Raw genomic sequence first — 22,162 nt, forward strand, 5'->3', positions numbered from 1 at the left:
TGGTTACAGTTTGTGTATTCAAAACAAAAAAAGCCGCAGAATTCGATCTGCGGCTTGGTACATTTTGAGATTACGCTAGAGGCTGAGGGAGTCAGGAAGCGTTTTAATATATTCTTTAATCTGATCGCGTACTCGTCGGTAGCAATCAAGCTGTTCTTCTTCTGATGCCCCTTGCTCTGCCAGCTCTTTTGCAAGAGCTGGAGGGTCGGGAAAGCCCACGTGAACTACTTTTGCGTTGCCGGGGAAATACGGGCAGGTTTCGTGTGCATGACCGCATACTGTGACAACCACATCAAATTCAATGTCATCAAATTCGCTGAGCAGCTGTGACTTGTGGGAAGAAATATCAACGCCTGCTTCCTTCATCACTGCAACCGCATTGGGGTTCAGGCCGTGTGTTTCAATACCTGCTGAAAATGCATTGAATACACCACCCTTAAGGTGTCTGGCCCAGCCTTCTGCCATTTGACTGCGGCAGGAGTTTCCTGTGCATAAAAAGAGAATATTAGGTTTAGTACTCATTGTGTGTCCTGTTTGGAGCATTACGCGCCGGTTCGCTGTTTGCGGCATATTTCTTCAGGATTACAGGCAAGAATTTTTGACAGTCGTGCCATATCTTCCTTCACCTCCGGACAGGATCGTGCTTCTTCGCGAATCCAGTCCAGTACAGGCCTGCAACTAGCAGCGGTGTTGCTCAGTGAATAGAATATCCAACGGCCATCCTTTCGGGATTGAACAAGACCGGCGTTGTGCAGTACGCCCAGATGCCTCGATACCGTTGCGCCCGCAATGCCAAGCAGCTCGGTGAACTGGCAGGCGCATAATTCGTCGTACTCCATGAGTGTGACAATTATGCGAAGACGGTTTTGATCGGATAACGCTTTAAACGTTTGAGTGAGGTTGTTCATATGTTCCCTATGAAACCTTGTTTGTAACATTTAGTTGCTTAGCTAATTATAGTATTGGATGTGCTGCTGTCAAGAAACGAGAGGATTGGCTGTGTGTAAGGATAGGGTAATAAAGTTACCCGATCTTTTTGTTTTATGTTCAATGGAATAGCTGCCGCGTGCTTTAACTGCGCACCCTGATGCTCCTGCGAGTAGTATGCTCATTATGAGTAGGCAGGCTGAAAATTTGTGCATGGTTCCTCCTGATGCTTCGCTATCATTACAGCACCAGATCAATGCCGGTTCGTCAAGTAATCTTGTCTGGCTAGGGAAAGCGGGATTGTCTGATGCCATGCTGGGCTTCCTTGAGATTTTGAGACGAAAAAAGCCTGACTTGAAACAAACGTTGTACGTTTGTGCGAGTCAGGCTTTTTACATCAAAATGTATTGTCGTATATTGTGAGCATGGGTGCTGTGTGAATATGCTCTTGGGGTTAGTACATTTTTCGTGGAGAAAAGTTGGCTCCGATTACTGAGAAGGTGCTTTCCACAATAAAAATAGCATTCGGGTCAGTGTCAAAAACAATGGATTCAAGCTGCTTCATACGGATGTTGTCTGTAATGCAGAAAAGCATGCTCACATCTTTACCGGAATAGGAGCCGGTACCCCATACAAGTGTACCGTTCAGGCGGCGGGCTTTACGCATGTGTTCCATGATCTCCTCGTTTTTGTAGGAGATGATACGCACCGCTTTTTTTTGGTTGAACATGGAAAGCGCGTATTCAGTTACGTATGAACTGAGGAAGAGCATAATCATCGTGGTGACCACAAGATCAGGGTTAAAGCGTACAGCAATAAGGCTCATCAGAATTGCGTTAATAATGAAGAAGAATACGCCGATTCGCAGTCCAATTTTCTGGTTTAAAATGACCGCAAGCACATCAAAACCACCGGCAGCTCCAAAGGAGCGCAGGATAATGCCGCTACCAAGTCCCATGATAATGCCTGCAGCAATAGATGCGAGAAGTCTGTCTTGAATATGCAGGTCTAGAGTGAAGTATTGTGTAAGAAGCGTTACAAGGAGCATGCAGTATAAGTTCAACAAAAAGAATCTTTTCCCCACGCTGCGCCATGCGAGAACGAAGATAGGAATGTTGAAAAGCAGATACCACTGCGGTGTGGTAAAAGCATCGCTTATATAACTTCCGAAAACTGCAAATCCATACAGTCCGGCTGGGATAAAGCTGTGGTGCACAGCAATGCCATTGTATCCCACGATAAAAATGATTGCACCGAAGGTGAGGAGAAAAATGTTCCACGGAAGGGAGTAGGCAAGAGCATGACGGTTAAACTGCATTGGTTCTTTCCTTGTGTTTTACAGCTTAGATTGTGCTCCGGTAAGGCCGGTTTCAGGATATTCTGTACGCCAGTAACGTTGTTCTGTGTCCAGCAGATTCTGTGCAGGACATGGAACGGGTTGAAATGGAATAAAAAAAGGCTCGAACACATGTTCCGAGCCTTAGTAAAGATATTGTAAACGTCGCAGCTTATCGCAGCCGCACGTATCGGTGCGTAGTCCAAGGCTCATGGAGTACGCACGCAAGAGTACTTTCCGTATAGGAAAGCGTAATCTGTCTGTTTGCGATCTGCGTATTCTGCATACAAAAACCTTGGTTAGTGTTCATAAAAAGGGACGCGAGTTAGGGCTGTCCCCACCTGACTGAGCGCTATCTATCCGAAGCGCTGGGCAGCGTCCAGTGTAAAAAAGAGTTTTTATAGTAAATAATTTTTTAATAAAGCATAAAAATATTTTATAATGAAAAGTTGTTTGTTCTCAATATGTTGAAGTGGGCGTTTTTGATTATGTTGCTTGTGCACAATGCGGCTTGAAAATGTAAATATCAACCACACTGACCAGATCATGTTAGTTAGGTCATCAGTGCATATACTGTTGCACCAAGCATGAGAATAACCAGAGATGAGTTAACCAGCAGTCTTGTTTGAGGGCTTTTGAGTGAGTTGTAGAGCCCTGCGCCAAGTCCGCACCACATTGAGTGGAAGGTTACCTGTCCGATCATAAACGGGATGACAAACATCCCGACTGTTTTGGGCGTAAGCGGAAGCAGGTAAAAGAACTGGCTGTATGCAGCAACGGACATAGCCCAGCTTTTAGGGCTGAGCGGGTGCAAAAGCAGCCCTTCGCCGATGCTGAACTGCTTGGCTGTTTCCGGTGGCGCAGCTTGCAGTTTGAATATCTTATACGCCAAATAGAGAATGTAGACAGTGCCACCGAGTTTAAGTGTCAGTGCCAGCCATTCCCAACGTTGAAATGCTTCTCCCAATCCCATTGCCACAAGAATATTGAGTGCAGCAAAGCCTATTGTTGTTCCCAGTAAAAACGGGACAGCACTGCGGAACCCTGTAGTCTGCCCGATGGCAAGCATGGTCATGTTTCCCGGTCCCGGTGTGCCGGTCATTACAGATATAAAAATGGCAAAAGGTACAAAAAATTCCAGCATAGATATGCTCCTTACTAGGTTGATACTGTTACGTTTACGCAGAGAAGTTAGTAATGCGATGTCTCCATCAGGTTCCACAGGAAGTGAAGTAGGCCTGTTTTGCGCATACAACATTGTGTGAGGGCTACTGTTCTGATTGTACCCATAGAATTGACATTGTGTGAATGTCAACGCTAACATTGTATGCATGACAAAATGGATACCGAATATAGATGCAGAGGGAGCTCCGCTTTATCTGGCGCTTGCAGATGCCATTGAACGTGATGTGTTTTCCGGCACATTGGCTCCGGCTACACGATTGCCAACGCACAGAGATCTGGCAGATGAGCTTGGTGTGAATGTGTCCACCGTTACTCGCGGGTATGCAGAGGCAGAGCGGCGAAATCTGGTGGCCAGTACTGTAGGGCGGGGAACGTTCGTGTCTGTGGATGCGGTCACCTCTACTTCTATGGTGTCGTTTGAACCGCATTCTCCGGGGTTGATTGAGATGGGGTTGGCAACGCCCATGCCGCACCTTGATCCTGACTTGAATGAGGCACTGCGTACAATCAGCAGACGCAAAAATCCTGAACGGTTTCTACGGTATTCTGACCCGCGTGGTCTGGCAGAGCATCGGGATATAGGTGCCGAGCTTGTGCGTCTGTACGGTATGCCCGCAACAGGAGACGACTTGATTGTTACTGCAGGTTCTCAGCATGGTCTTTCAACAACCCTTTCTGCGGTGTTCAAACCCGGAGACAGGATTGCTACAGATGCGCTGACGTATCCGGGTTTCAAGGCGCTTGCTGCGAGCATGGGAGTGCGTTTGTGTCCAGTTGCTATGGATGAAAACGGCATGATCCCTGAGGCGCTTGAAATGGCGTGTCGGCAGCGCGAGGTGAAGGGACTTTATCTACTGCCTCATATGCAGAATCCGACAACAATCTGTATGCCGTACGACAGGAAGGTTGCGCTTGCTGCTGTGGCTGAGAAGCACCATCTGACAATTATTGAAGATGATGCGTATGCCTTTTTGCAGGACGGAGAGTTGTTACCTGTGTCTGCACTACTGCCGGAGCAGAGCATTTTTATTGCCGGTATTTCTAAAATGGTTGGAGCAGGTTTGCGTGTAGGGTTCCTACGCGTTCCTGAGCAGCATCGAACGGTATTTGCGCAGAGTATTCTAAACAGTATGTGGATGGTTCCCGCACTGAATGTGGAAATCATAACAAAATGGATAGCAGACGGAGAGGTGGCAGCAGCCAGAAAACGTAAATGCACAGAGGCAAGACAACGAGGTGAACTGGCGCGCTCAATACTTGATTGCGGAAAGTTGCATTTGTCCGGCTGCGGTTTTTTCGGCTGGTGGGAACTTCCTGAGTCTTGGAGCGGGGTCGCATTTGAGTCAGCTGCCAGTAAAGCCGGTGTAAACGTGTTTAGTGCTGAAAAATTTGTTGTGGGAGATGCAGATGCTCCTCAGGCATTGCGTGTGGCATTAAGCGGGGCTGAACATGTTGAAGATCTGGAAAGAGGTCTAAAAATACTGCGTGACCTTGCTCGTAATCCATAACAAGAGATTGAATAGAATCAGCACATATGATGGCAGGTTCTACGAGGGCGAGCCGTTTGCAATCTTGTTCATAGGTTATTGGGCAAAAGAAAAGACTGGCTGCATAGTAGCCAGTCTGTATTTTCGAGATACGCTATTCGTCTTTTTCAGGAGCAGTGTTCGGGCAATCGTGTTGCACCAGATGCGCAGCCAGTTCCTTTATGCTGTCTGACAGCGGTGACTCAGGGAAAATATGGCAGTACGGTGTGCCGTCATTAATGGCAATAAAGGTACCTTTCTGGTCTTCCGGAAGACAGGTGATGCAGTCCACACCGATTGTTTTTTCAATTTCAAATTTTGATAAGGTATTACCGGAAACACACCCTGTCAGCACCAGTGAGAGCTTACAGAAGTTCTCAAACCCGCCCGCAGTAATTGTCTGGACAAACCGCTTTGCACTGTTCATGCAAGGTTTGGTCGGCATTGCTATCAGCAGGCTTGCATCTGCCAGTTCCAATACCCTGTATAATGCTGCGTCAACGCGGCTTCCCATGTCGACAACAATCGTTTCAAAGGCATCTCCGGCTGCAATAAGAATGGCTGAAACTGTTTCCGGCACAACACATCCTGTTCCCATTGTTATTTCCGGTGCCACAAGAGCTAGTATGCCGCTGCTGTGATGGTACATGGTGCTGGTAATGTAAGCTGGATTAATCAAATCCAAATCTCGTGCAACGTGGCGTCTATCTCTTTTGGAAGGGGTATTGAGAAACGTTGCCACGTCTCCATAAGGTCTTGAGAAGTCAAGCAAGGCCACTTCAGAACCGTCTTTAGCAAAACATGCAGCAAGGTTGACTGCCACAGAGGTTGTGCCGGAGCCACCGCGTGCTCCCATTACTGCAACAACCTTAGGTGGTCGTGGCAGGCTGGAATCAACTGTTCGGTTCGTAAGATAATCCTGCAATGCCCGCTGAAGAATGAGCTTACTAATCGGATAACTGAAAAAATCACGAGCACCTGCAATCAGGGCTTCATGCTTGTCATTGTCTGTATATTGTGAGGCGCATACGTATACTGCACCGTAATTGTGTTCTTTTGCTTCTTTAACTCGTTCTGTAATTTCGCTTGAATATGTTGTGCAGCCAATGACGAGCACTTCGGGCTTTGTAAATTGCAATGTATTTACAAGGTGTGTGAACGGGAAGTCACAAAGCATGGTATGCAGTGCACCGGCAATGGTCGGGTCACTGGCTTCAAGCTTGATATGTAAAACTTCTTCAATTGTCGGCATTGCTTTCTCCACAGGTTCCTGCACACGTTATTGGACAGTTATTTGGTGTTGGTGATGGTGACAGGCTATTTCTCTAAATTTTTTTCTTCTTGAAATACCTTGTCTGCTTCTTGAATACCTTTAGGAGATGTGTCCGTAAAAATGCGCCATGCACCAATAATAAACGTTATGAACAGTATAATGAGTAAAATATTTCGCAGTTTACGTGTCTGGGAGGATTTATAATCTGTAACCATTGGTATCACCTTTAATATACAGTCAGTTTCATTGCGCAGTAATACTCAGTAGGTAGGAGTGTTTTTCCTTACAATAGCAGTGTAATATGTGAGTGGGAGAAGAACATATGATATTGAAAAATGTATATTCTCTCACTGCTGTCTAAAGATAGAGATGCATTGCTACTGGTGTAAGTTTGTGGTCACAGACATAAAAGTGTTTTGTCGACATTTTTTATTCGATCTATTGATTTTAAAGAATAAAAAAAGCATGTTGGCTGTGTAGTTAGTCGGGGGACAAAAAAATGACGTTTTACGATTATACATTCATGTGAAAACTAAAGAATGGTTCAGAAAAACCGATGGAGGTAGAAGGGCTCTTTCACCCTGTTGGAGCCTGTGGGTGGTTGTCGTGGAGAGCGTTCGGGCAAGCGTGTTGGGAATACGCTAATGCTCTTCCAAAAAGGGAGAAGAATACTATGCAAAACCAGAGAGTCTTTCTAGCTGCTCTCGTATTGGTTCTGTGTCTTCCGTGTATTTCTTTCGCTGCCAAATATGTGGGTTCGGCAGCATGCGGAGAATGTCACGAAACAGAACACGGGCGTTTTATGCAATACTCAAAAAAAGCAAAGTCTTGGGAGAGTATTGCTGTAATGGCGCCGAAGCTCACAAAAGCTGAGCAAGAAGAATGTTATGAATGTCATACGACTGGATACCGAAAAGGGGGATTTGTCAGCTTCGAGGAGACACCTGAATTTGCTGACGTAGGATGTGAAACATGTCATGGGCCAGGTGCGGCACATGCTGAAGCAGGCGAAGCCTCCCTGATTCAGCGCAAGCCTGATCCAAAGGAATGCGTGGTTTGTCACAGTGCAGCCCGTGTTAATGACTTTGGATTTAAGCCACTTATAGCCAGTGGTGCGCACTAGGAGGACAGCATGGCATTAAAGAATTCTTTAGGTGGCAAGATTACTGTATTGATTGCCGCTATTTCGTTTGTAGTTTTCTCTGTGCTTATTGGTACCTCAACATATCTTCAGCGAAAGGGGATGCTGGAACAGTTGAGTGAGTCGTTAACTCAGACTTCACAATTGGTGCAGGAAGCTATTGAACGCCCGATGATTATCGGTGATGACGAGGGAACAATTGAAGAATTCAGCCGGTTTCAGGCAGAATATCCGGGTATGGATATTTACCTTGCCGACTACGCAGGTGAAGTTACCTACTCCACTCAGCCGGACAGCATTGATAAAGAAATGTCCGGGTTGATCAAGGTTGATGGATTTGCCAGCTTATCTGAAAAAGCTCTTTCCAAGCCTATCAAAGAAAACCTGATTGTGAGCGGCGGTAATTCCCCTGTTTTTCTCAGAGTTATCTCAATCCCCAATGCCCCGTCCTGTAAGCACTGTCACGGTGCTTCCAAGCCCATTATCGGGCAACTTGTCATATCTAAAAATATTTCAGCTACAATGGGAACTATTGAGCTGCAAATGTATGAGAATATGGCCATCTGCCTAGGCGGACTGGTTGTACTTGTTCTCAGTGTTGTATTTTTTATCCGTAAAGTTGTTATCAAGCCTATTGAGAAGATTACAGCTGCATCAGATGCCATTACTAATGGTAATTTTAACGCAGACTTCTTTGTTGAAAGCGAAGATGAGCTTGGTAATCTTTCGAAAAACCTTGGTTCAATGGTTGATAAGCTGAAGATTGAACTTGGTTTCTCAAAAGGTGTTTTACGCGGCATGACCGCACCTATTCTTGTATGTAATGCGGATCGTGAAGTTACATCAACAAATCAGGAAGCAATTGATCTTATGGGAGTCTCCGGTACACCGGTTGACTACAAAGGTGTGCCTGTTTCCCAGTTTGTTGTGAACGATCCATGTTGTGACCGGATTATTCAGGAAGTTATTTCATCCCGTCAGCCTTCCACAGGTAATGAAGCTGTGTTGGTAAATGCTGCTGAAGTGGAACTGACACTTATTTTTGATGCGGCTCCGATTTACGACCTCGACGGCAAAATGCTTGGCGTGTTTGTTATGATTACAGATATGACAACCATGCGTAACCAGCAGCGCCGTGTGGAAGAGCAGAATGAAAAAATCACGCATGCAGCCCAGTCTGCACGTGCTATTTCCGAACAGGTTTCATCTGCTTCCGAAGAGTTGGCTGCGCAGATTCGTCAGTCCAGCAATGGTGCTGATGAACAGCAAAAGCTCACCGGTGAATCAGCCAGTGCCATGACACAGATGAATGCTTCTGTCCTTGAAGTAGCACGTAATGCATCCGACGCTTCAGAGCTTGCTGCCACAGCGCAGGATAAAGCAGCTGAAGGTGGAGAGATTGTTGAGCAGGCTGTGAATAAAATTCACGCCGTAGCTCAGCAGGCACAATCGCTTAAAGAAGAGATGAGTGTGCTTGGAACCCGTGCGGATGGTATTGGGCAGATCATTACTGTTATTGAGGATATCGCAGACCAGACAAACCTTCTTGCATTGAACGCAGCTATTGAGGCTGCTCGTGCAGGCGATGCCGGACGTGGATTTGCGGTAGTAGCAGATGAAGTGCGTAAACTTGCAGAAAAAACAATGAGTGCAACGCGCGAAGTTGTGGAGTATGTAGGTGCAATTCAGACCAGTACGCATCAGAATGTTGAAGCGACAGAAAGAGCAGTGGAGCTTGTTGAAGAATCGACAGATCTGGCTGCACGTTCCGGTGAAGCCCTGCGGGCGATTATGGGAATGGTTGAAGCTACAGCCGATCAGGTTCGTGCAATTGCAACTGCATCGGAAGAACAATCTGCTGCAAGTGAACAGATCAATAATTCTGTAAGCGTTATCAATGAGATCTCTGAACAGACAGCATCAGCAATGACGGAATCAACAACTGCTGTTGAATCTGTTGCTCAGTTGGCGCAGGATCTTAATGGAATTATTGAAAACATGCGTTCGTAGCAGAGAGTAACAACGCGGACGATGCAGCTTTTTTCAGGAGAAGCTTGCATAGCATGCGTTACGTGAGAAATAGAAGGGATGGAGCAGGTAGCTCCATCCCTTTTTTTATTCAGGATAGTTACAGTGACTTTGAAGCAACAGGGCGAGCAGAAGGCTGTTTAAATGCAGATCCGCTTTTCTGGTTGTTCAGGAGTGTTTGAAATGCATTGTCGCGTTTGGCAGCTCTGTTAATAAATTCGTCTGCAATTTTAGTAGGCCCGTTGCATTCATTTACAAGGTAGTGCTGTACATGGGCAGCTTCTGAAAAACTCAACGCTCCGTGCAATGTTCTTCTGTTGGGGTAGTTGATGTGGAAGGTTGAGGAAAGAATAAACTTGCCGATTGAAGTCTTGTAAAGCTTCAGCTCCCACCAGTTTGGTGTTACGCCCATGAGTTCTCTGTCATCAAGGCTTACAAGCAGCTCACCTGTAAATACAAGATCCTCTTTGCCATTTCTTTTCAAGGAAACTGATTGCATAGTAAGCTCCTGTGAAGATAAATCTTCTTATCTTTAGGGTGCAGGTTACGACAAAAAAAGTTGATAATAGTGAAACATTATTGATGGCTTCAGCTAACGCCATAAAAAAAGAGTTCTATGAAAGTGTAGTGCTTGTTTTATGCTGTTACAGCAATGATAATGTTTTCTTTCAGGTAACCTGTTAAAGATAATAAGGGAAAGATATAAAGAGAAAGTGTCGACAGGGCGGGGCGTCAAGAAGATTTGCTGATAGAAATGCAGATGCGCCGGAACTATCAGCTCCGGCGCATCGCAACCACAACAACAAACCAGTCAGGAGGGGAACCAGGTTCCCCTTGTATATGCATCGCACATTGGCGATTACAATCATAAATAACATTACCCAGTTATGCAGGATTTTTGAGCATAGACGCACGAAAACAGCCCCGCATGGCGGTGCCTTTATGAAAAACGGTACGACTGGAAAGAAGAAAAGAGGACGGAAAACCGCAATATTGGTTTATGGGTCCACTCTGTCCTTTTACCTGAGAGTTTCACTGCACTGGGAAAGCAGCTTGCTCCTTCGGTGCTCCTTGCGGAGTCTCTCCAGAGGCTCGTCCGAGCAGCAGTCCTTTTGCCTGAAAGAGTTACATCTTCGGCGCCGTTTCTTTTTTGCAAGCAAAAAAGGCGGTCTCTCCTGCTGCCTTCAACCGAGATCCATATGTTGAGGCAGTCACTTTTTAACGTGGGCAGATATAAAACGCAATAAGAAATGCATAACAGATGATGAAAATTCTCTATATTGCAATAAAAAATGGTGAATAAGATAAAAAAAGCGCCCTGCAAACTATGCAGGGCGCTTTGATTTTTTATAATACATGCAGAAACTGCATGCTGTTGTAGCGTGTCGTTTACACTACTTCATTTGGATAAATAGCCTCATAAGACTTTTTGTATTCTGCAAATGTTCCGGCGTGAATAGCCTTACGGGCACCGCGAACTGTGTCGAGGAAGTAGGTAAGGTTATGGATAGAATTCAAGCGGAAAGAGAGAAGCTCTTTTGCATGGTACAGATGGCGCAAGTATGCACGGGAGAAATTGCGGCATGTGTAGCAGTTGCAGTTCGGATCAAGCGGGCCGTCATCTTCTGCATATTCTTTACGCTTGATGCTGATTTTACCCAGTGACGTGTAAAGGGTGCCGTTACGGGCGTTACGCGTAGGCAGTACACAGTCAAACATATCAATACCGGCGTTAATGCCGTTGATGATATCGAGCGGTGTTCCTACACCCATAAGGTAGCGCGGTTTATCTTTAGGGAGCAGAGGAGCAGAATGATAGAGGATTTCCATCATCTTTTCTTTACTTTCGCCTACAGAAAGCCCGCCAAGAGCAAACCCGTCGAAATCTTCAGAGGTGAGCTGCGCAATGGAGCGCTCACGCAGGTCTTTATGGAAGCCACCCTGTGTGATGGCGAAGAGCAGGTTGTCACCGGCACCGCGCGGGTATTCTTCGCGACAGCGTTTAGCCCAGCGGGTGGTCATCTCAAGAGAACGTGCAGTGTATGCCTTGTCGGCACCGTAGCCTACACATTCGTCAAGCACCATCATGATGTCAGAGTTCAGGTTACGCTGAATCTGGATTACCTTTTCCGGTGTGAACAGGTGCTTAGAGCCATCCAGATGGGAGCGGAAGGTAACGCCTTCTTCTTTGATTTTTCGTAAATCACTGAGGCTGAATACCTGAAAACCGCCACTGTCTGTGAGGATTGGTTTGTTCCAGGAGTTGAACTTTTGCAGTCCGCCTCTGCGTGCTACAAGTTCGTCGCCCGGACGAAGGTACAGATGGTAGGTGTTGCCGAGGATGATCTCAGCGCCCATATCGTTCAAATCGTCAGGAGCAATGCCCTTAACGCTGCCTACCGTGCCCACAGGCATAAAGATAGGCGTCTGCACTACGCCGTGCGCAGTTTGCAGCTCGCCTGTACGGGCAGCTCCGTCCGTTGCGTGTAATGTAAATTCTCCGATGTTTGCCATGGCGGCACTATACTCATGAGGGGGGGCAAAGTCATCCCAAATCCTGCAGGAAAAAAACAGGTATTACGTGGTTAGTAACTTGCTAAAATAAAAAGGCTGTTTCTGTACAATACGACAGAAACAGCCTTGAAGTTGCGAACTTGAGATGTTCTATTTTTCTAATTTGATGTTGCCCAGAATTTCAGTTGCTGAAGCAACCATGCCGCCAACATTTGCCATGTCAGCCGGAATGATCATAGTGTTTGATTTTTCAGCAATTTTACCGAATTCCTGAATGAACTGCTCAGCCACTTTCAGCTGTGCAGCTTCTTTGCCGTTAGAGGCTGCCATTGCGTCAGCAATGAGAGAGATACCTTTGGAAGTTGCTTCCGCAACAAGAAGAATTTCCTGAGCACGACCTGCAGCTTCGTTAATTTTCTTCTGCTTCTCACCTTCGGAAAGCTCAATAGCTTCCTGCTTGTAGCCTTCTGCACGGTTGATGCGGGACTGTCTGTCACCTTCGGAGCTGGCAATTTCTGCACGCTTTTCACGCTCTGCTTTCATCTGCTGTTCCATTGCCTGCATTACACTCTGAGGAGGGGTGATGTCCTGAATTTCGTAACGAAGAACTTTTACGCCCCATTCCTGTGCAGCTTCATCAACAGCACCTACAACAGCAGCGTTAATGCTGTCGCGTTCTTCAAATGTTGTATCAAGGGTAAGTTTGCCGATTGCAGAGCGAAGAGATGTCTGTGCAAGCTGCGCAGCAGCGAGGTAGTAATCGTTCACTCCGTAGCAGGACTTAGTAACATCCTGAACTTGGATGTAGAGCACACCGTCAATTTCAACAACAACGTTGTCGCTGGTAATACAAGACTGTGAAGGAATGTTGAGGATTTCTTCTTTGGTGGTACGGCGATATGCAATTCTGTCTACAAATGGAATAAGAATATGCAATCCGGCTTCAAGCGTTTTGGAATACTTACCTAATCGTTCAACAACGTAAGAGCTTTTTTGCGGAACAACAATGGCTGTCTTGACAACGGTGAGGAGTACAAGGGCAGCAATAACAACAAAAGTAATAAGACTGGTCATGTTAATCCTTTGTAACAATAAAAGTATTAGGGTCAGATTCTTTTCTGGAAACAATGCGGACAACGGATTCGGGAGCTATGTCGTCATCGGCTTCTGCATTCCAGAAAGAACCTTGATATTTGATGCGACCGGGGGAGTTGCAGGAAATTGCTTCTACAACGGTTGCATGAGCGTTAATGGCATGGTCTTTTTGTACTTCATTTTCTGTATGGGCTTCACTGAAAATATTGGGAAGTCTCTTGCGCAGCAGAATGAGAAGCACAACTGAAGAAATTGTGAATGTAGCAACTTGAGCTGAAAGTGAAAATTCCAGTAATGCAGCACCGCCAGCAAGGAGTGCACCAGCTGAAAAAAATATGGTGATGAAGGTCGGTGTGAACATCTCTATAAGAAAAAATATTACTGCAATGGAAAACCATACAATCCATATAATATTTATATCAAAAGGAATATTGAACATTATAGAAATTCTCCAACATGTGTTTAAATGAAGGAGAATCGTTAACACTGTTTACTTTTGTAGTAAATATAAAAAGTACTGTTGCAGTGGTATAGTACAATCAAGTTTAATTTTTTTATAGTTTGTCTATATGTACTTTGGTCTGTGCTGCGTGATAGTGACACTGTTATAATTAGCTATGAGGCGTTATATACATAAAAACCGTTCATGTTAATGAACGGTTTTTTGGGATTACAAGTAAAATTCTAGTCATTCACTTTTATACAAAATGTAGCTTTCCAGAACTGCGTAGTGCACTTTGTCTTCAATTTGCGTGAGTATTTGTTCAAGAGCTACAAGGAAAGGAACACCGTTTTCTGCCTCACCAACATTCTCAAAATGCATATCATCCATGATGACACTGAAATTTGCCCGTTGAGGTTTGGGCATGGAGCCGCTGACGGATGGGGTGATGATATGGACATTCTTAATGATGTAACGGTTGCCAATAATTTGCTTGTAGTCGATTTCTTTTGTGGGGTTAGGCGGGTACACGCGTGGCTCAGGTATCTTTCTACGAAGATTGTCCAGAAGCATGGCAAAGTTGTTACCTTCACGCTTAATAATAAACGCAATATCCATTGCTTTAATGGTCAGATCGTTGATGATGATAGTACCCGTACCGATAGAAGAGGTCAGCATATCCACATAGATCTCTCCAATCTGGATACAGTGCCCACGCGGGAAACCGGCAGGATTGGCAAGGTATACGTTATGAATCGTGCCATAGCCCGAAAGTGTTGAAAGCTTGGCATCCTCCAGTTGAACCCGAGCCCCCATGACCCTCGGTCCTATATAATGCACTGTCTTTTTTAAAATAGGGTTGATGGATACCGTCGTGTGTGAGCTGATGCCGTAGGCGATTACTCCGGCGAGCAGCATTAATAAGAAAATCTTTTTCACGGAAAGAGACTCCTTGCCAAGTGTGTGTCGATCTCACATGTTACAATAGAAGTGTGAGCAGCTTGCAGCAAGGATTAAAGAAAAGAATACCATGTATACGAAAGTGATATTGTCTACACTTCCTAATGGCTGTAATGCATTGTATTACGGAAAACAAAAAAAGTCCGTTCTGCTATATGGTTACAACAGAACGGACTTGGGTGTGTGACAAAAGTTATAGTTTATTAGTGTGACAAAAGCTTGTTTTGTCCTTAACTGCGATGTGTATGTGGCAGTAATAAATACATAAGCTTGTCTAATGTGTTGAGTAGCTCAAGATATACTCCACCGCTGGCCATTGGAGGGCCGAAAAGGGCTGCCCGCTGGTTTCGCAGTGATTCTGTGGAGACTGTTTCTGGAAATGTTTTGGACAGCGTCATGGCAAGGCGTTCCGCAAGGAGATAGCCTTTTACGCCTTCATAAAACAGATTCAGGTCATGCATAAATTTATCTGAATGCTCTGCCCAGAATGCTTCAGCCTGTGGGGTCGGCTGCATGGAAACAGCAGAACACAGGCCGTTGTACAGGTTGTTCAGGTTTGCACCCGGAATGCCTGCTCTCCATCCGATAAGCCATGAATTTCTTGCAAAGAAAAGACAATGGTTCTTGCCAATTGTGACAATATCATCAAATATCCCTTTTGCTTCCAGCAGCTTTTCATCTGTCCATAGCGGAGATTCCGTTGCTGGATGCCAGTCAGTCACCAGAGTCTGGTGAGCGGTAACAGCACCTTCAGTAAGGGTGTTGATGATGTGGGCAAGCCAAGTGTTTGCTTCTGGAGAATTCGGTGTTTCCAGATGGGTGTAGCTTAACACGTAACGACCTTTTCCGTAGTTACCTGCAAGTATACAAGGCTGCCCTTTAAGAAACTCCGGTCGCAACTTAATGTCGTATAGCGATTCCCACTCATTAAATGTTCCGGGAGGGAGCGTGTTCAGCGGCAGGTCAGCAATCCAGAAGTCTGTGTCAGGCGTTGCATAGCTGGCGAGAATTTCAACATCTGTATTTTCCTGGGGTGAGAATCTGGCAGGCCACCATACTGGAAGTGCAGGAGTTGAAGAAAAATTGTTCGGAATAAGATCGGAAGCGTGTGAGAGATCAGCACCTATAGAGGAATGAAGATGTCCGCTGACAAAATGTTGCATGCGGTTGGTAAATTTTGCGCGTTCCCACGGGCAAAGTCCAAGACCGTTTTTGCCGGTAAGCCCGAGACCTGCGCCACCGCAGAATCCAAGGTACTTTCCGCCGTTAGCAACATAGTTGCGTATTTCTTCGATTCCCTTCTCGCCGAGGGCGTCTGCTTTTAGTCTGGCATTACCGCCGGGAGTAAGAAGTAAGGCTGGCGGGTTGCAAGAAAGCAATCCCTGCGCTATTTCTTCTCCCCGCACAATGCTGTATGGAAGTTTCATTGCTTCCAGTGCTCGCCAGACGAGTAAACCCCATAAGTGGGATTCGTCCCATAATATATAGATGCTTGACATTGTCCTTCCGCTAATTAATCTGACTTTTTGCAGTCGTGGAAGCGCACTCTACCAAGCGAGGGCAGCGAGTGCAAACAATTACCAACAATAGATTTAACAGGCGCAATGCAGCCTGCATACAATAACGAATTTGGAGTAGCAGTATGGCGGAAAACGCTCTTTCTAAGGGGTATGAATCTCAAACGGTTGAAGACCAGTGGCGAAAACACTGGGAAGAAAACAACGTGTTTACACCGGATATGGATGCCGAGGGTGACGCGTACTCTATTGTTATCCCGCCACCGAACGTCACCGGTGCTTTGCACATGGGACACGCCCTTAACCTGACCCTTCAGGATATCCTTTGTCGCTACCAGCGTCAGAAAGGTAAAAAAGTTCTGTGGGTTCCGGGTACTGACCATGCAGGTATTGCTACTCAGAACGTGGTAGAGCGTAAGCTTGCTACTGAAGGGCTTGGTCGTCATGATCTTGGCCGTGAAAAATTTGTTGAGCGTGTATGGGACTGGCGTGAAGAATACGGTAGCCGTATTTTGAATCAGGTTCGTAAAATGGGTGCATCCGTTGACTGGACCCGTGAGCGCTTCACCATGGACGAAGGTCTTTCCAAAGCTGTTCGTAAAGTTTTTGTAGAACTTCACGATCAAGGTCTGATCTACAAAGGCGACTACATCATTAACTGGTGTCCGCGCTGTCATACTGCTCTTGCTGATGATGAAGTAGATCACTCCAACGAGCCGGGTGCATTGCACTACATTAAATACCCGCTTGCAGACGGTTCCGGCGAATTAACCATCGCAACAACCCGTCCTGAAACCATGCTGGCGGATACCGCGATTGCTGTTAACCCTGATGACGAGCGTTTCAGCCATCTCATCGGTAAAAAAGCAATCCTCCCGCTCGTAGGGCGTGAACTCGACATCATCGGTGACCGTTACGTAGATATCGAATTCGGTACAGGTTGTCTTAAAGTTACCCCTGCCCATGACCATAATGACTGGGAACTCGGTCGCAAACATGGTCTTGAGGTTCTGAACATCCTTAATGAGGATGGTACTCTCACAGATGAAACCGGCGAATATGCAGGTCTTACCTGCGTTGAAGCTCGTGTTAAAATTCTTGAAGCACTCAAAGCGGAAGGTTTCCTTGACCGCATTGAAGAGCATGAGCACAGCGTAGGTCACTGTTACCGTTGTAAAACAATTGTTGAGCCATTTGTATCTACCCAGTGGTTTGTAGCAATGACCAAACTTGCTCCACGTGCTCGTGCAGCTGTACCTGAACTTACTCAGATTTTCCCTGAGTCATGGATCAAGACCTACAACCACTGGCTTGATAACATCCGTGACTGGTGCATTTCCCGTCAGATCTGGTGGGGACACCGTATTCCGGCATGGACATGTGAAGATTGCGGCGAACTGATTGTTTCCATGGAAGATCCGACCGCATGTAAGTGTGGTTCCACAAATATTGTTCAGGACGAAGATGTTCTTGATACATGGTTCTCTTCTGCACTGTGGCCTTTCACAACCATGGGCTGGCCTGAAAAAACAAAAGAACTGGATACATTCTACCCGACTTCCGTACTGGTAACCGGCTTTGATATCCTCTTCTTCTGGGTTGCCCGTATGATGATGATGGGTCTGCACTTTATGGACGAAGTACCGTTCCATCATGTGTACATCCATGCGCTCGTGCGTGACGAGAAAGGCAAGAAGATGTCGAAATCAACAGGTAACGTAATTGACCCTGTTGAAATGATCGACAAGTACGGCTGTGACTCCCTGCGCTTTACCCTGACTTCATTTGCAGCAATGGGTCGTGACATTAAGTTGTCTGAGCAGCGCATCGACGGATACCGTAACTTCTGCAACAAAATTTGGAACGCAGCCCGTTTCGCACTCATGAACCTGCCGGAAGAAAAGCCTAAGACTTTTGCTTTTGAAGAAATCGACGGCGTACATCACCGCTGGATTCTTTCCCGTCTTGAGTCTGTGAAGAAAGATATGGATAAAGCCATCACCGGCTACCATTTCAACGAAGCTGCACAGATCATGTACAAGTTCATCTGGAACGAATTCTGTGACTGGTACCTCGAGCTCATCAAGCCAGACATGCGTGCTGGTGGCGAACGCGCCGAAAAAGCACAGTTTGTTCTCTGGACTGTTCTGCAGGAAATGATGATCATTCTGCATCCGATCATGCCATTTATTACCGCGCAGGTGTGGAGTGTTCTTCCTGGTATCGAAAATAAAGATATCGCAACTGAACTCTACCCTGAAATGCGTCCTGCATGCGAGAACGCTGACGCAGAAGCAGCAATGAACCTGATTCAGGAATCAATCGTTGCCGTGCGTACTATCAAAGCAGAACTCAACGTTGCTCCGCAGACTAAACTCAGCGTACTTATCCGCACTGCTTCCGATGAAGCTAAAGCGCTGTATGAGGATGCAATGGAAGTAATGCAGGCTCTCGCCCGTCTTGAAAATGTTGAGCTCGGTGCAGACCTTGAAGCTCCAAGAGCTTCCGCATCCAGCGTTGTTCAGGGTAACGAAGTGATCGTGCCTCTCGAAGGACTCGTAAACTTTGAAGACGAACTTGCCCGACTCGAAAAAGAACTCGGTAAAGTGGAAAAAGATCTCAAACAAGCAACCGGCAAGCTGCGTAACGAAAGTTTTGTGAACAACGCACCGGCTGCCATTGTTGAAAAAGAAAAAGCTCGTGCTGCCGAACTTGAAGATACACAGCAGAAACTGCTTAAGCTTCAGAAGCGTCTTGTTGACGCAATGGGCTAATAATACGTTGTAAACCTATGAGTGTTAGAGACAGCGGTAAGGGTAAGCCTGCGGCGCTTTTGTCTCCGACGGGCAGGGGAAATAATTCCCCCTGCACCCCCTGTTAGCGAAGGTGTTTTGTGGACAGCTATGATTACGGCTTGCAGAACGCTGACGAGTAGAAGGGGATGTTTATATTAACCTTACCGAGTTGTATCTGAGTTCACCTCAGGATACATAATGCCGGTCAAGGGGGGCTCCCCCTTGCGGGGTGCAGGGGCAGAGCCCTGCCCGCCGGAGGCTAAATATGAACCAGTAAACTTATAGGTGCAGATAAAGTTCTTATCAGGGGACCGGAGGAGACTCCGGTTCCTGATTATTACCGGAGGAATGATGAAAGTTTACCTTATCGGTGCTGGCCCGGGCGATCCCGGCCTGCTGACAATTAAAGGCCGTGATATTCTGAGCACTGCAGATGTTATTGTATATGACTATCTTGCGAATGCTGAATTTCTTTCTTACGCAAAGCCTGAAGCCGAAATTATCTACGTAGGTAAGAAGGGCGGCGACCATACATTAAGTCAGGAAGGCATCAACCAGCTTATCGTTGATAAAGCGAAAGAGGGTAAGTCTGTTGCTCGTCTGAAAGGCGGCGACCCGTACATGTTCGGTCGTGGCGGCGAAGAAGCGCAGGAGCTTCTGGCTGCTGGCGTACCTTTTGAAGAAGTTCCGGGTATCACCTCTGCAATCGCAGGCCCTGCGTATGCTGGTATTCCGCTTACCCACCGTGACTATGCTTCCTCCGTGTCCTTTATTACCGGTCACGAAAATCCTGATAAGCCGGGTTCTTCTCATAACTGGAAGTCCCTTGCTACTGGCACTTCTACACTCGTGTTTTTCATGGGTATGAAGAACCTGCCGCATATTTCCAAGCAGCTTATTGCAAACGGTATGGACCCTGATACTCCGGCAGCACTCGTGCACTGGGGTACCACAGCCAAGCACCGTTCCATGGCTGCAACCATCGGTACGTTGCCGGAAGAAGGCGTGAAGCAGGGCTTTACCTCTCCTTCTCTCATCGTAGTTGGTAATGTGGTTAAGCTTCGCGAAGAGCTTAACTGGTTCGAGCAGCTTCCATTGCGCGGTAAAGGCGTTGTGGTTACCCGTGCTCGTGAGCAGGCAAGCGGTATGGCTAGATCCCTTACTAAGCTTGGCGCAAACGTTATCCAGTTCCCGACTATTAAAATCGATCCGCTTGCTGATTACAGCGAAGTACACGCAGCCATCAAAGGTCTTAACGAGTACGAGTGGGTTATCTTCACCTCTGTAAATGGCGTGAAGCACTTCTGGCTTCAGCTTGCAGAGCTTGGTCTGGATACCCGTGCTCTGGGTGCTTGCAAGATTGCTGCTATCGGTCCTGCTACAGCAGATATTCTGCGTGAAAAAGGCATTGAGCCAGATTTCATTCCAGAAAAATACGTTGCAGAAGGCGTTGTAAAAGGGCTTCTTGAGCGTGGCATGGACGGCAGCAAGGTTCTGCTTCCGCGTGCTAAAGTTGCTCGTGAAGTACTTCCAGAAGAACTCCGCAAAGCAGGCGCACAGGTTGATATCCTTCCTGTGTACGAAACCAAGCCGGCTGGCGAGCAGCGCGAAGAAGTGCTCGAACTTCTTAAAAGCGGTGAACTCTCCTGCGTGACATTTGGTTCTTCTTCCACTGTGGAAAACTTCTTTGATCTCGTGTCTCCTGACCTTGTTAAAGAGCACCGCGATAAAGTGAAGCTTGCTTCCATCGGCCCTGTAACTACGAAGACTCTTGAGCAGTTTGGTTTTACTCCGGATATTCAACCGGAAGATTACACTATTCCTGCACTTGTAGATGATCTTGTAGAAAAGCTATAGGGTGTAATTGCCTTCGGCGCTTACTGTCTACGACGTTTGCCTCCGGCGGCTTAAGAACCCTTTTGGAAAAGGGCTTCTTAAGAATCTCCCAAAACTTTTAGTTGCGAGGGAAATCCGTCACTGGGTCACGCTTGCGGCTTATGCGCCACTACCCTTCGTAAAATTTGAAAGGGTGGGCTGAATTGAACATTGAAAGAGGATAGAGCAAACGCTCTATCCTCTTTTTTTGCGTAAGTTATCAAAGAATTACGCATGCAGAGTTATTACTCTAGGTAGCTGAAATCATATTTACAATGGGTATGTTTTAGCGAGGAGTAAGCGTGACATTTACACCGAAAAAGCGGGTGCTGGTAACAGGCGGGGCAGGTTTTTTGGGAGCACATTTGTGTAAGCGATTGCTTGAACGGCAGTGTGAAGTTGTCTGTGTAGATAATTTTTTTACGGGAACTAAAGAGAATATAGTTCATTTGCTTGAGGACCCGTACTTTGAGTTGCTCCGGCATGACATTACCTTTCCATTGTATGTGGAGGTTGATGAAATCTATAATCTGGCGTGTCCTGCATCTCCTGTGCATTATCAGTATGACCCTGTGCAGACAGTAAAGACCAGCGTTCACGGTTCAATAAATATGCTCGGGCTTGCTAAACGTACCGGTGCAAAGATTTTTCAGGCATCAACTTCTGAGGTCTATGGTGATCCGGAGGTGCATCCGCAAACTGAGGATTACTGGGGAAAGGTGAACCCCAGAGGTGTGCGTTCCTGCTACGATGAAGGGAAACGGTGCGCGGAGACGTTGTTTTTTGATTATCAACGCCAGTACAATGTCCGCATTAAGGTAGCCAGACTCTTTAATACATACGGGCCCTACATGCATCCTAATGACGGTAGAGTGGTCTCAAATTTTATTATTCAAGCGTTGAAAGAAGAGCCGGTAACCATTTACGGTGACGGAACCCAAACCCGTTCTTTTTGCTATGTGGATGATCTTGTTGAAGGGATGATTCGTCTCATGGACAGGACGGAGGATACTTTCGGGGGGCCGGTTAATTTAGGTAACCCGCATGAAATGACTATTCGGGAACTGGCTGAGCAGGTTATCTTTTTGACTGGTTCAAAGTCAGTTATCAACTTCAAACCTCTTCCTCACGACGATCCTCGTCAGCGTATGCCGGATATTTCCCTTGCGCGGGAAAAGTTACACTGGTCACCTACGACAACGCTTGAGGAAGGTCTTCGCAATACCATAGAATACTTCAAAAACAAGAAAGAATAAGGAAAGGGTGGAGTTCCACCCTTTCCTTATCATGCTGTATTTTATCGAAAAAGACAGACGGTCACATACGTCCACCCCAAATCTCATTCTTCAGGCAAGGCCGTTATCAACAGTCTCAGCTATGCTAGAGAAAGTTAGCTTCTACGCGGCTTCCAACGTCATAACTAACGTGCTGGACTCGCGTATAATCGGGGTCAAGGGGACATGTCCCCTTGCGGGGGTGCAGGGGGCAGAGCCCGCCTGCCCGTCGGAGACAATGCCTTGCAGATCTTAGGCTGCCAAAAGCTAGCCC

The 22,162-nt window shown here is 46.4% G+C and carries 18 protein-coding genes and 1 riboswitch; of the genes, 6 read left to right on the forward strand and 12 right to left on the reverse strand.

The features are described 5' to 3' along the window. Positions 1–75 precede the first annotated feature (75 nt). The 4 genes from SP90_RS02165 to SP90_RS02180 all read right to left on the reverse strand — a co-directional run bounded on the left by SP90_RS02165 (position 76) and on the right by SP90_RS02180 (position 3,407). Positions 76–522, reverse strand: coding sequence for an arsenate reductase ArsC (locus SP90_RS02165; RefSeq protein ID WP_066852079.1), 447 nt, complete (start codon positions 520–522; stop codon positions 76–78). Between the two features lie 20 nt (positions 523–542). After that, complete coding sequence (locus SP90_RS02170) at positions 543–908, reverse strand: ArsR/SmtB family transcription factor (protein WP_066852082.1); 366 nt, start codon at positions 906–908, stop codon at positions 543–545. Between the two features lie 473 nt (positions 909–1,381). Next, positions 1,382–2,245: a YitT family protein gene (locus tag SP90_RS02175; protein ID WP_066852084.1), complete on the reverse strand. Its 864-nt coding sequence runs from the start codon at positions 2,243–2,245 to the stop codon at positions 1,382–1,384. Between the two features lie 571 nt (positions 2,246–2,816). Next, positions 2,817–3,407 (reverse strand): LysE family translocator, encoded by a 591-nt coding sequence (locus tag SP90_RS02180; protein WP_066852086.1) that lies wholly within the window; start codon positions 3,405–3,407, stop codon positions 2,817–2,819. A 187-nt stretch (positions 3,408–3,594) separates the two neighbouring features. On the opposite strand from SP90_RS02180, the gene SP90_RS02185 reads away from it, so the two are divergent. Beyond that, positions 3,595–4,956, forward strand: coding sequence for an aminotransferase-like domain-containing protein (locus SP90_RS02185; RefSeq protein ID WP_066852088.1), 1,362 nt, complete (start codon positions 3,595–3,597; stop codon positions 4,954–4,956). 133 nt (positions 4,957–5,089) lie between these two features. Here SP90_RS02185 and SP90_RS02190 read toward each other — a convergent pair whose 3' ends face one another. After that, positions 5,090–6,226 (reverse strand): P-loop NTPase family protein, encoded by a 1,137-nt coding sequence (locus SP90_RS02190; RefSeq protein WP_066852090.1) that lies wholly within the window; start codon positions 6,224–6,226, stop codon positions 5,090–5,092. Between the two features lie 65 nt (positions 6,227–6,291). Further along, positions 6,292–6,462, reverse strand: a complete 171-nt coding sequence (locus SP90_RS16580; protein ID WP_157471163.1) for a hypothetical protein — start codon at positions 6,460–6,462, stop codon at positions 6,292–6,294. A 458-nt stretch (positions 6,463–6,920) separates the two neighbouring features. On the opposite strand from SP90_RS16580, the gene SP90_RS02195 reads away from it, so the two are divergent. Together SP90_RS02195 and SP90_RS02200 are read left to right on the forward strand one after the other, a co-directional pair. Further along, positions 6,921–7,370, forward strand: a complete 450-nt coding sequence (locus tag SP90_RS02195; RefSeq protein WP_066852091.1) for a cytochrome c family protein — start codon at positions 6,921–6,923, stop codon at positions 7,368–7,370. Positions 7,371–7,379: 9 nt separating this feature from the next. After that, positions 7,380–9,398 (forward strand): methyl-accepting chemotaxis protein, encoded by a 2,019-nt coding sequence (locus tag SP90_RS02200; RefSeq protein ID WP_066852093.1) that lies wholly within the window; start codon positions 7,380–7,382, stop codon positions 9,396–9,398. 118 nt (positions 9,399–9,516) lie between these two features. Here SP90_RS02200 and SP90_RS02205 read toward each other — a convergent pair whose 3' ends face one another. The 6 genes from SP90_RS02205 to SP90_RS02230 form a co-directional block, all read right to left on the reverse strand. Continuing rightward, complete coding sequence (locus tag SP90_RS02205) at positions 9,517–9,915, reverse strand: hypothetical protein (protein ID WP_066852095.1); 399 nt, start codon at positions 9,913–9,915, stop codon at positions 9,517–9,519. 502 nt (positions 9,916–10,417) lie between these two features. After that, a riboswitch (glycine riboswitch) is annotated at positions 10,418–10,514 on the reverse strand. Between the two features lie 291 nt (positions 10,515–10,805). Next, the gene (gene tgt, locus SP90_RS02210; RefSeq protein ID WP_066852097.1) at positions 10,806–11,930 is read right to left on the reverse strand and encodes a tRNA guanosine(34) transglycosylase Tgt; all 1,125 of its coding nucleotides are present in this window, start codon (positions 11,928–11,930) and stop codon (positions 10,806–10,808) included. A gap of 150 nt (positions 11,931–12,080) precedes the next feature. Further along, the gene (locus tag SP90_RS02215) at positions 12,081–13,004 is read right to left on the reverse strand and encodes an SPFH domain-containing protein (RefSeq protein ID WP_066852099.1); all 924 of its coding nucleotides are present in this window, start codon (positions 13,002–13,004) and stop codon (positions 12,081–12,083) included. Between the two features lies 1 nt (position 13,005). Continuing rightward, complete coding sequence (locus SP90_RS02220; RefSeq protein WP_066852101.1) at positions 13,006–13,464, reverse strand: NfeD family protein; 459 nt, start codon at positions 13,462–13,464, stop codon at positions 13,006–13,008. A gap of 249 nt (positions 13,465–13,713) precedes the next feature. Beyond that, the gene (locus SP90_RS02225) at positions 13,714–14,406 is read right to left on the reverse strand and encodes an AsmA family protein (protein ID WP_157471164.1); all 693 of its coding nucleotides are present in this window, start codon (positions 14,404–14,406) and stop codon (positions 13,714–13,716) included. A gap of 251 nt (positions 14,407–14,657) precedes the next feature. After that, a complete protein-coding gene (locus SP90_RS02230; RefSeq protein WP_066852107.1) occupies positions 14,658–15,926 on the reverse strand; it encodes a BPL-N domain-containing protein in 1,269 nt (422 codons plus the stop codon). A 143-nt stretch (positions 15,927–16,069) separates the two neighbouring features. Here SP90_RS02230 and SP90_RS02235 point away from each other — a divergent pair, with 143 nt between their 5' ends. The 3 genes from SP90_RS02235 (at position 16,070) to SP90_RS02245 (ending at position 21,870) form a co-directional block, all read left to right on the forward strand. Next, positions 16,070–18,718 (forward strand): valine--tRNA ligase, encoded by a 2,649-nt coding sequence (locus SP90_RS02235; RefSeq protein ID WP_066852109.1) that lies wholly within the window; start codon positions 16,070–16,072, stop codon positions 18,716–18,718. Positions 18,719–19,090: 372 nt separating this feature from the next. After that, entirely contained in the window at positions 19,091–20,596 is a 1,506-nt protein-coding gene (gene cobA / locus SP90_RS02240; protein WP_066852111.1) for a uroporphyrinogen-III C-methyltransferase, read from the forward strand. Positions 20,597–20,916: 320 nt separating this feature from the next. Next, entirely contained in the window at positions 20,917–21,870 is a 954-nt protein-coding gene (locus SP90_RS02245) for a UDP-glucuronic acid decarboxylase family protein (RefSeq protein WP_066852113.1), read from the forward strand. Positions 21,871–22,162: the final 292 nt, after the last annotated feature.

The organism is Halodesulfovibrio spirochaetisodalis (assembly GCF_001672295.1).
Lineage (GTDB): Bacteria > Desulfobacterota > Desulfovibrionia > Desulfovibrionales > Desulfovibrionaceae > Halodesulfovibrio > Halodesulfovibrio spirochaetisodalis.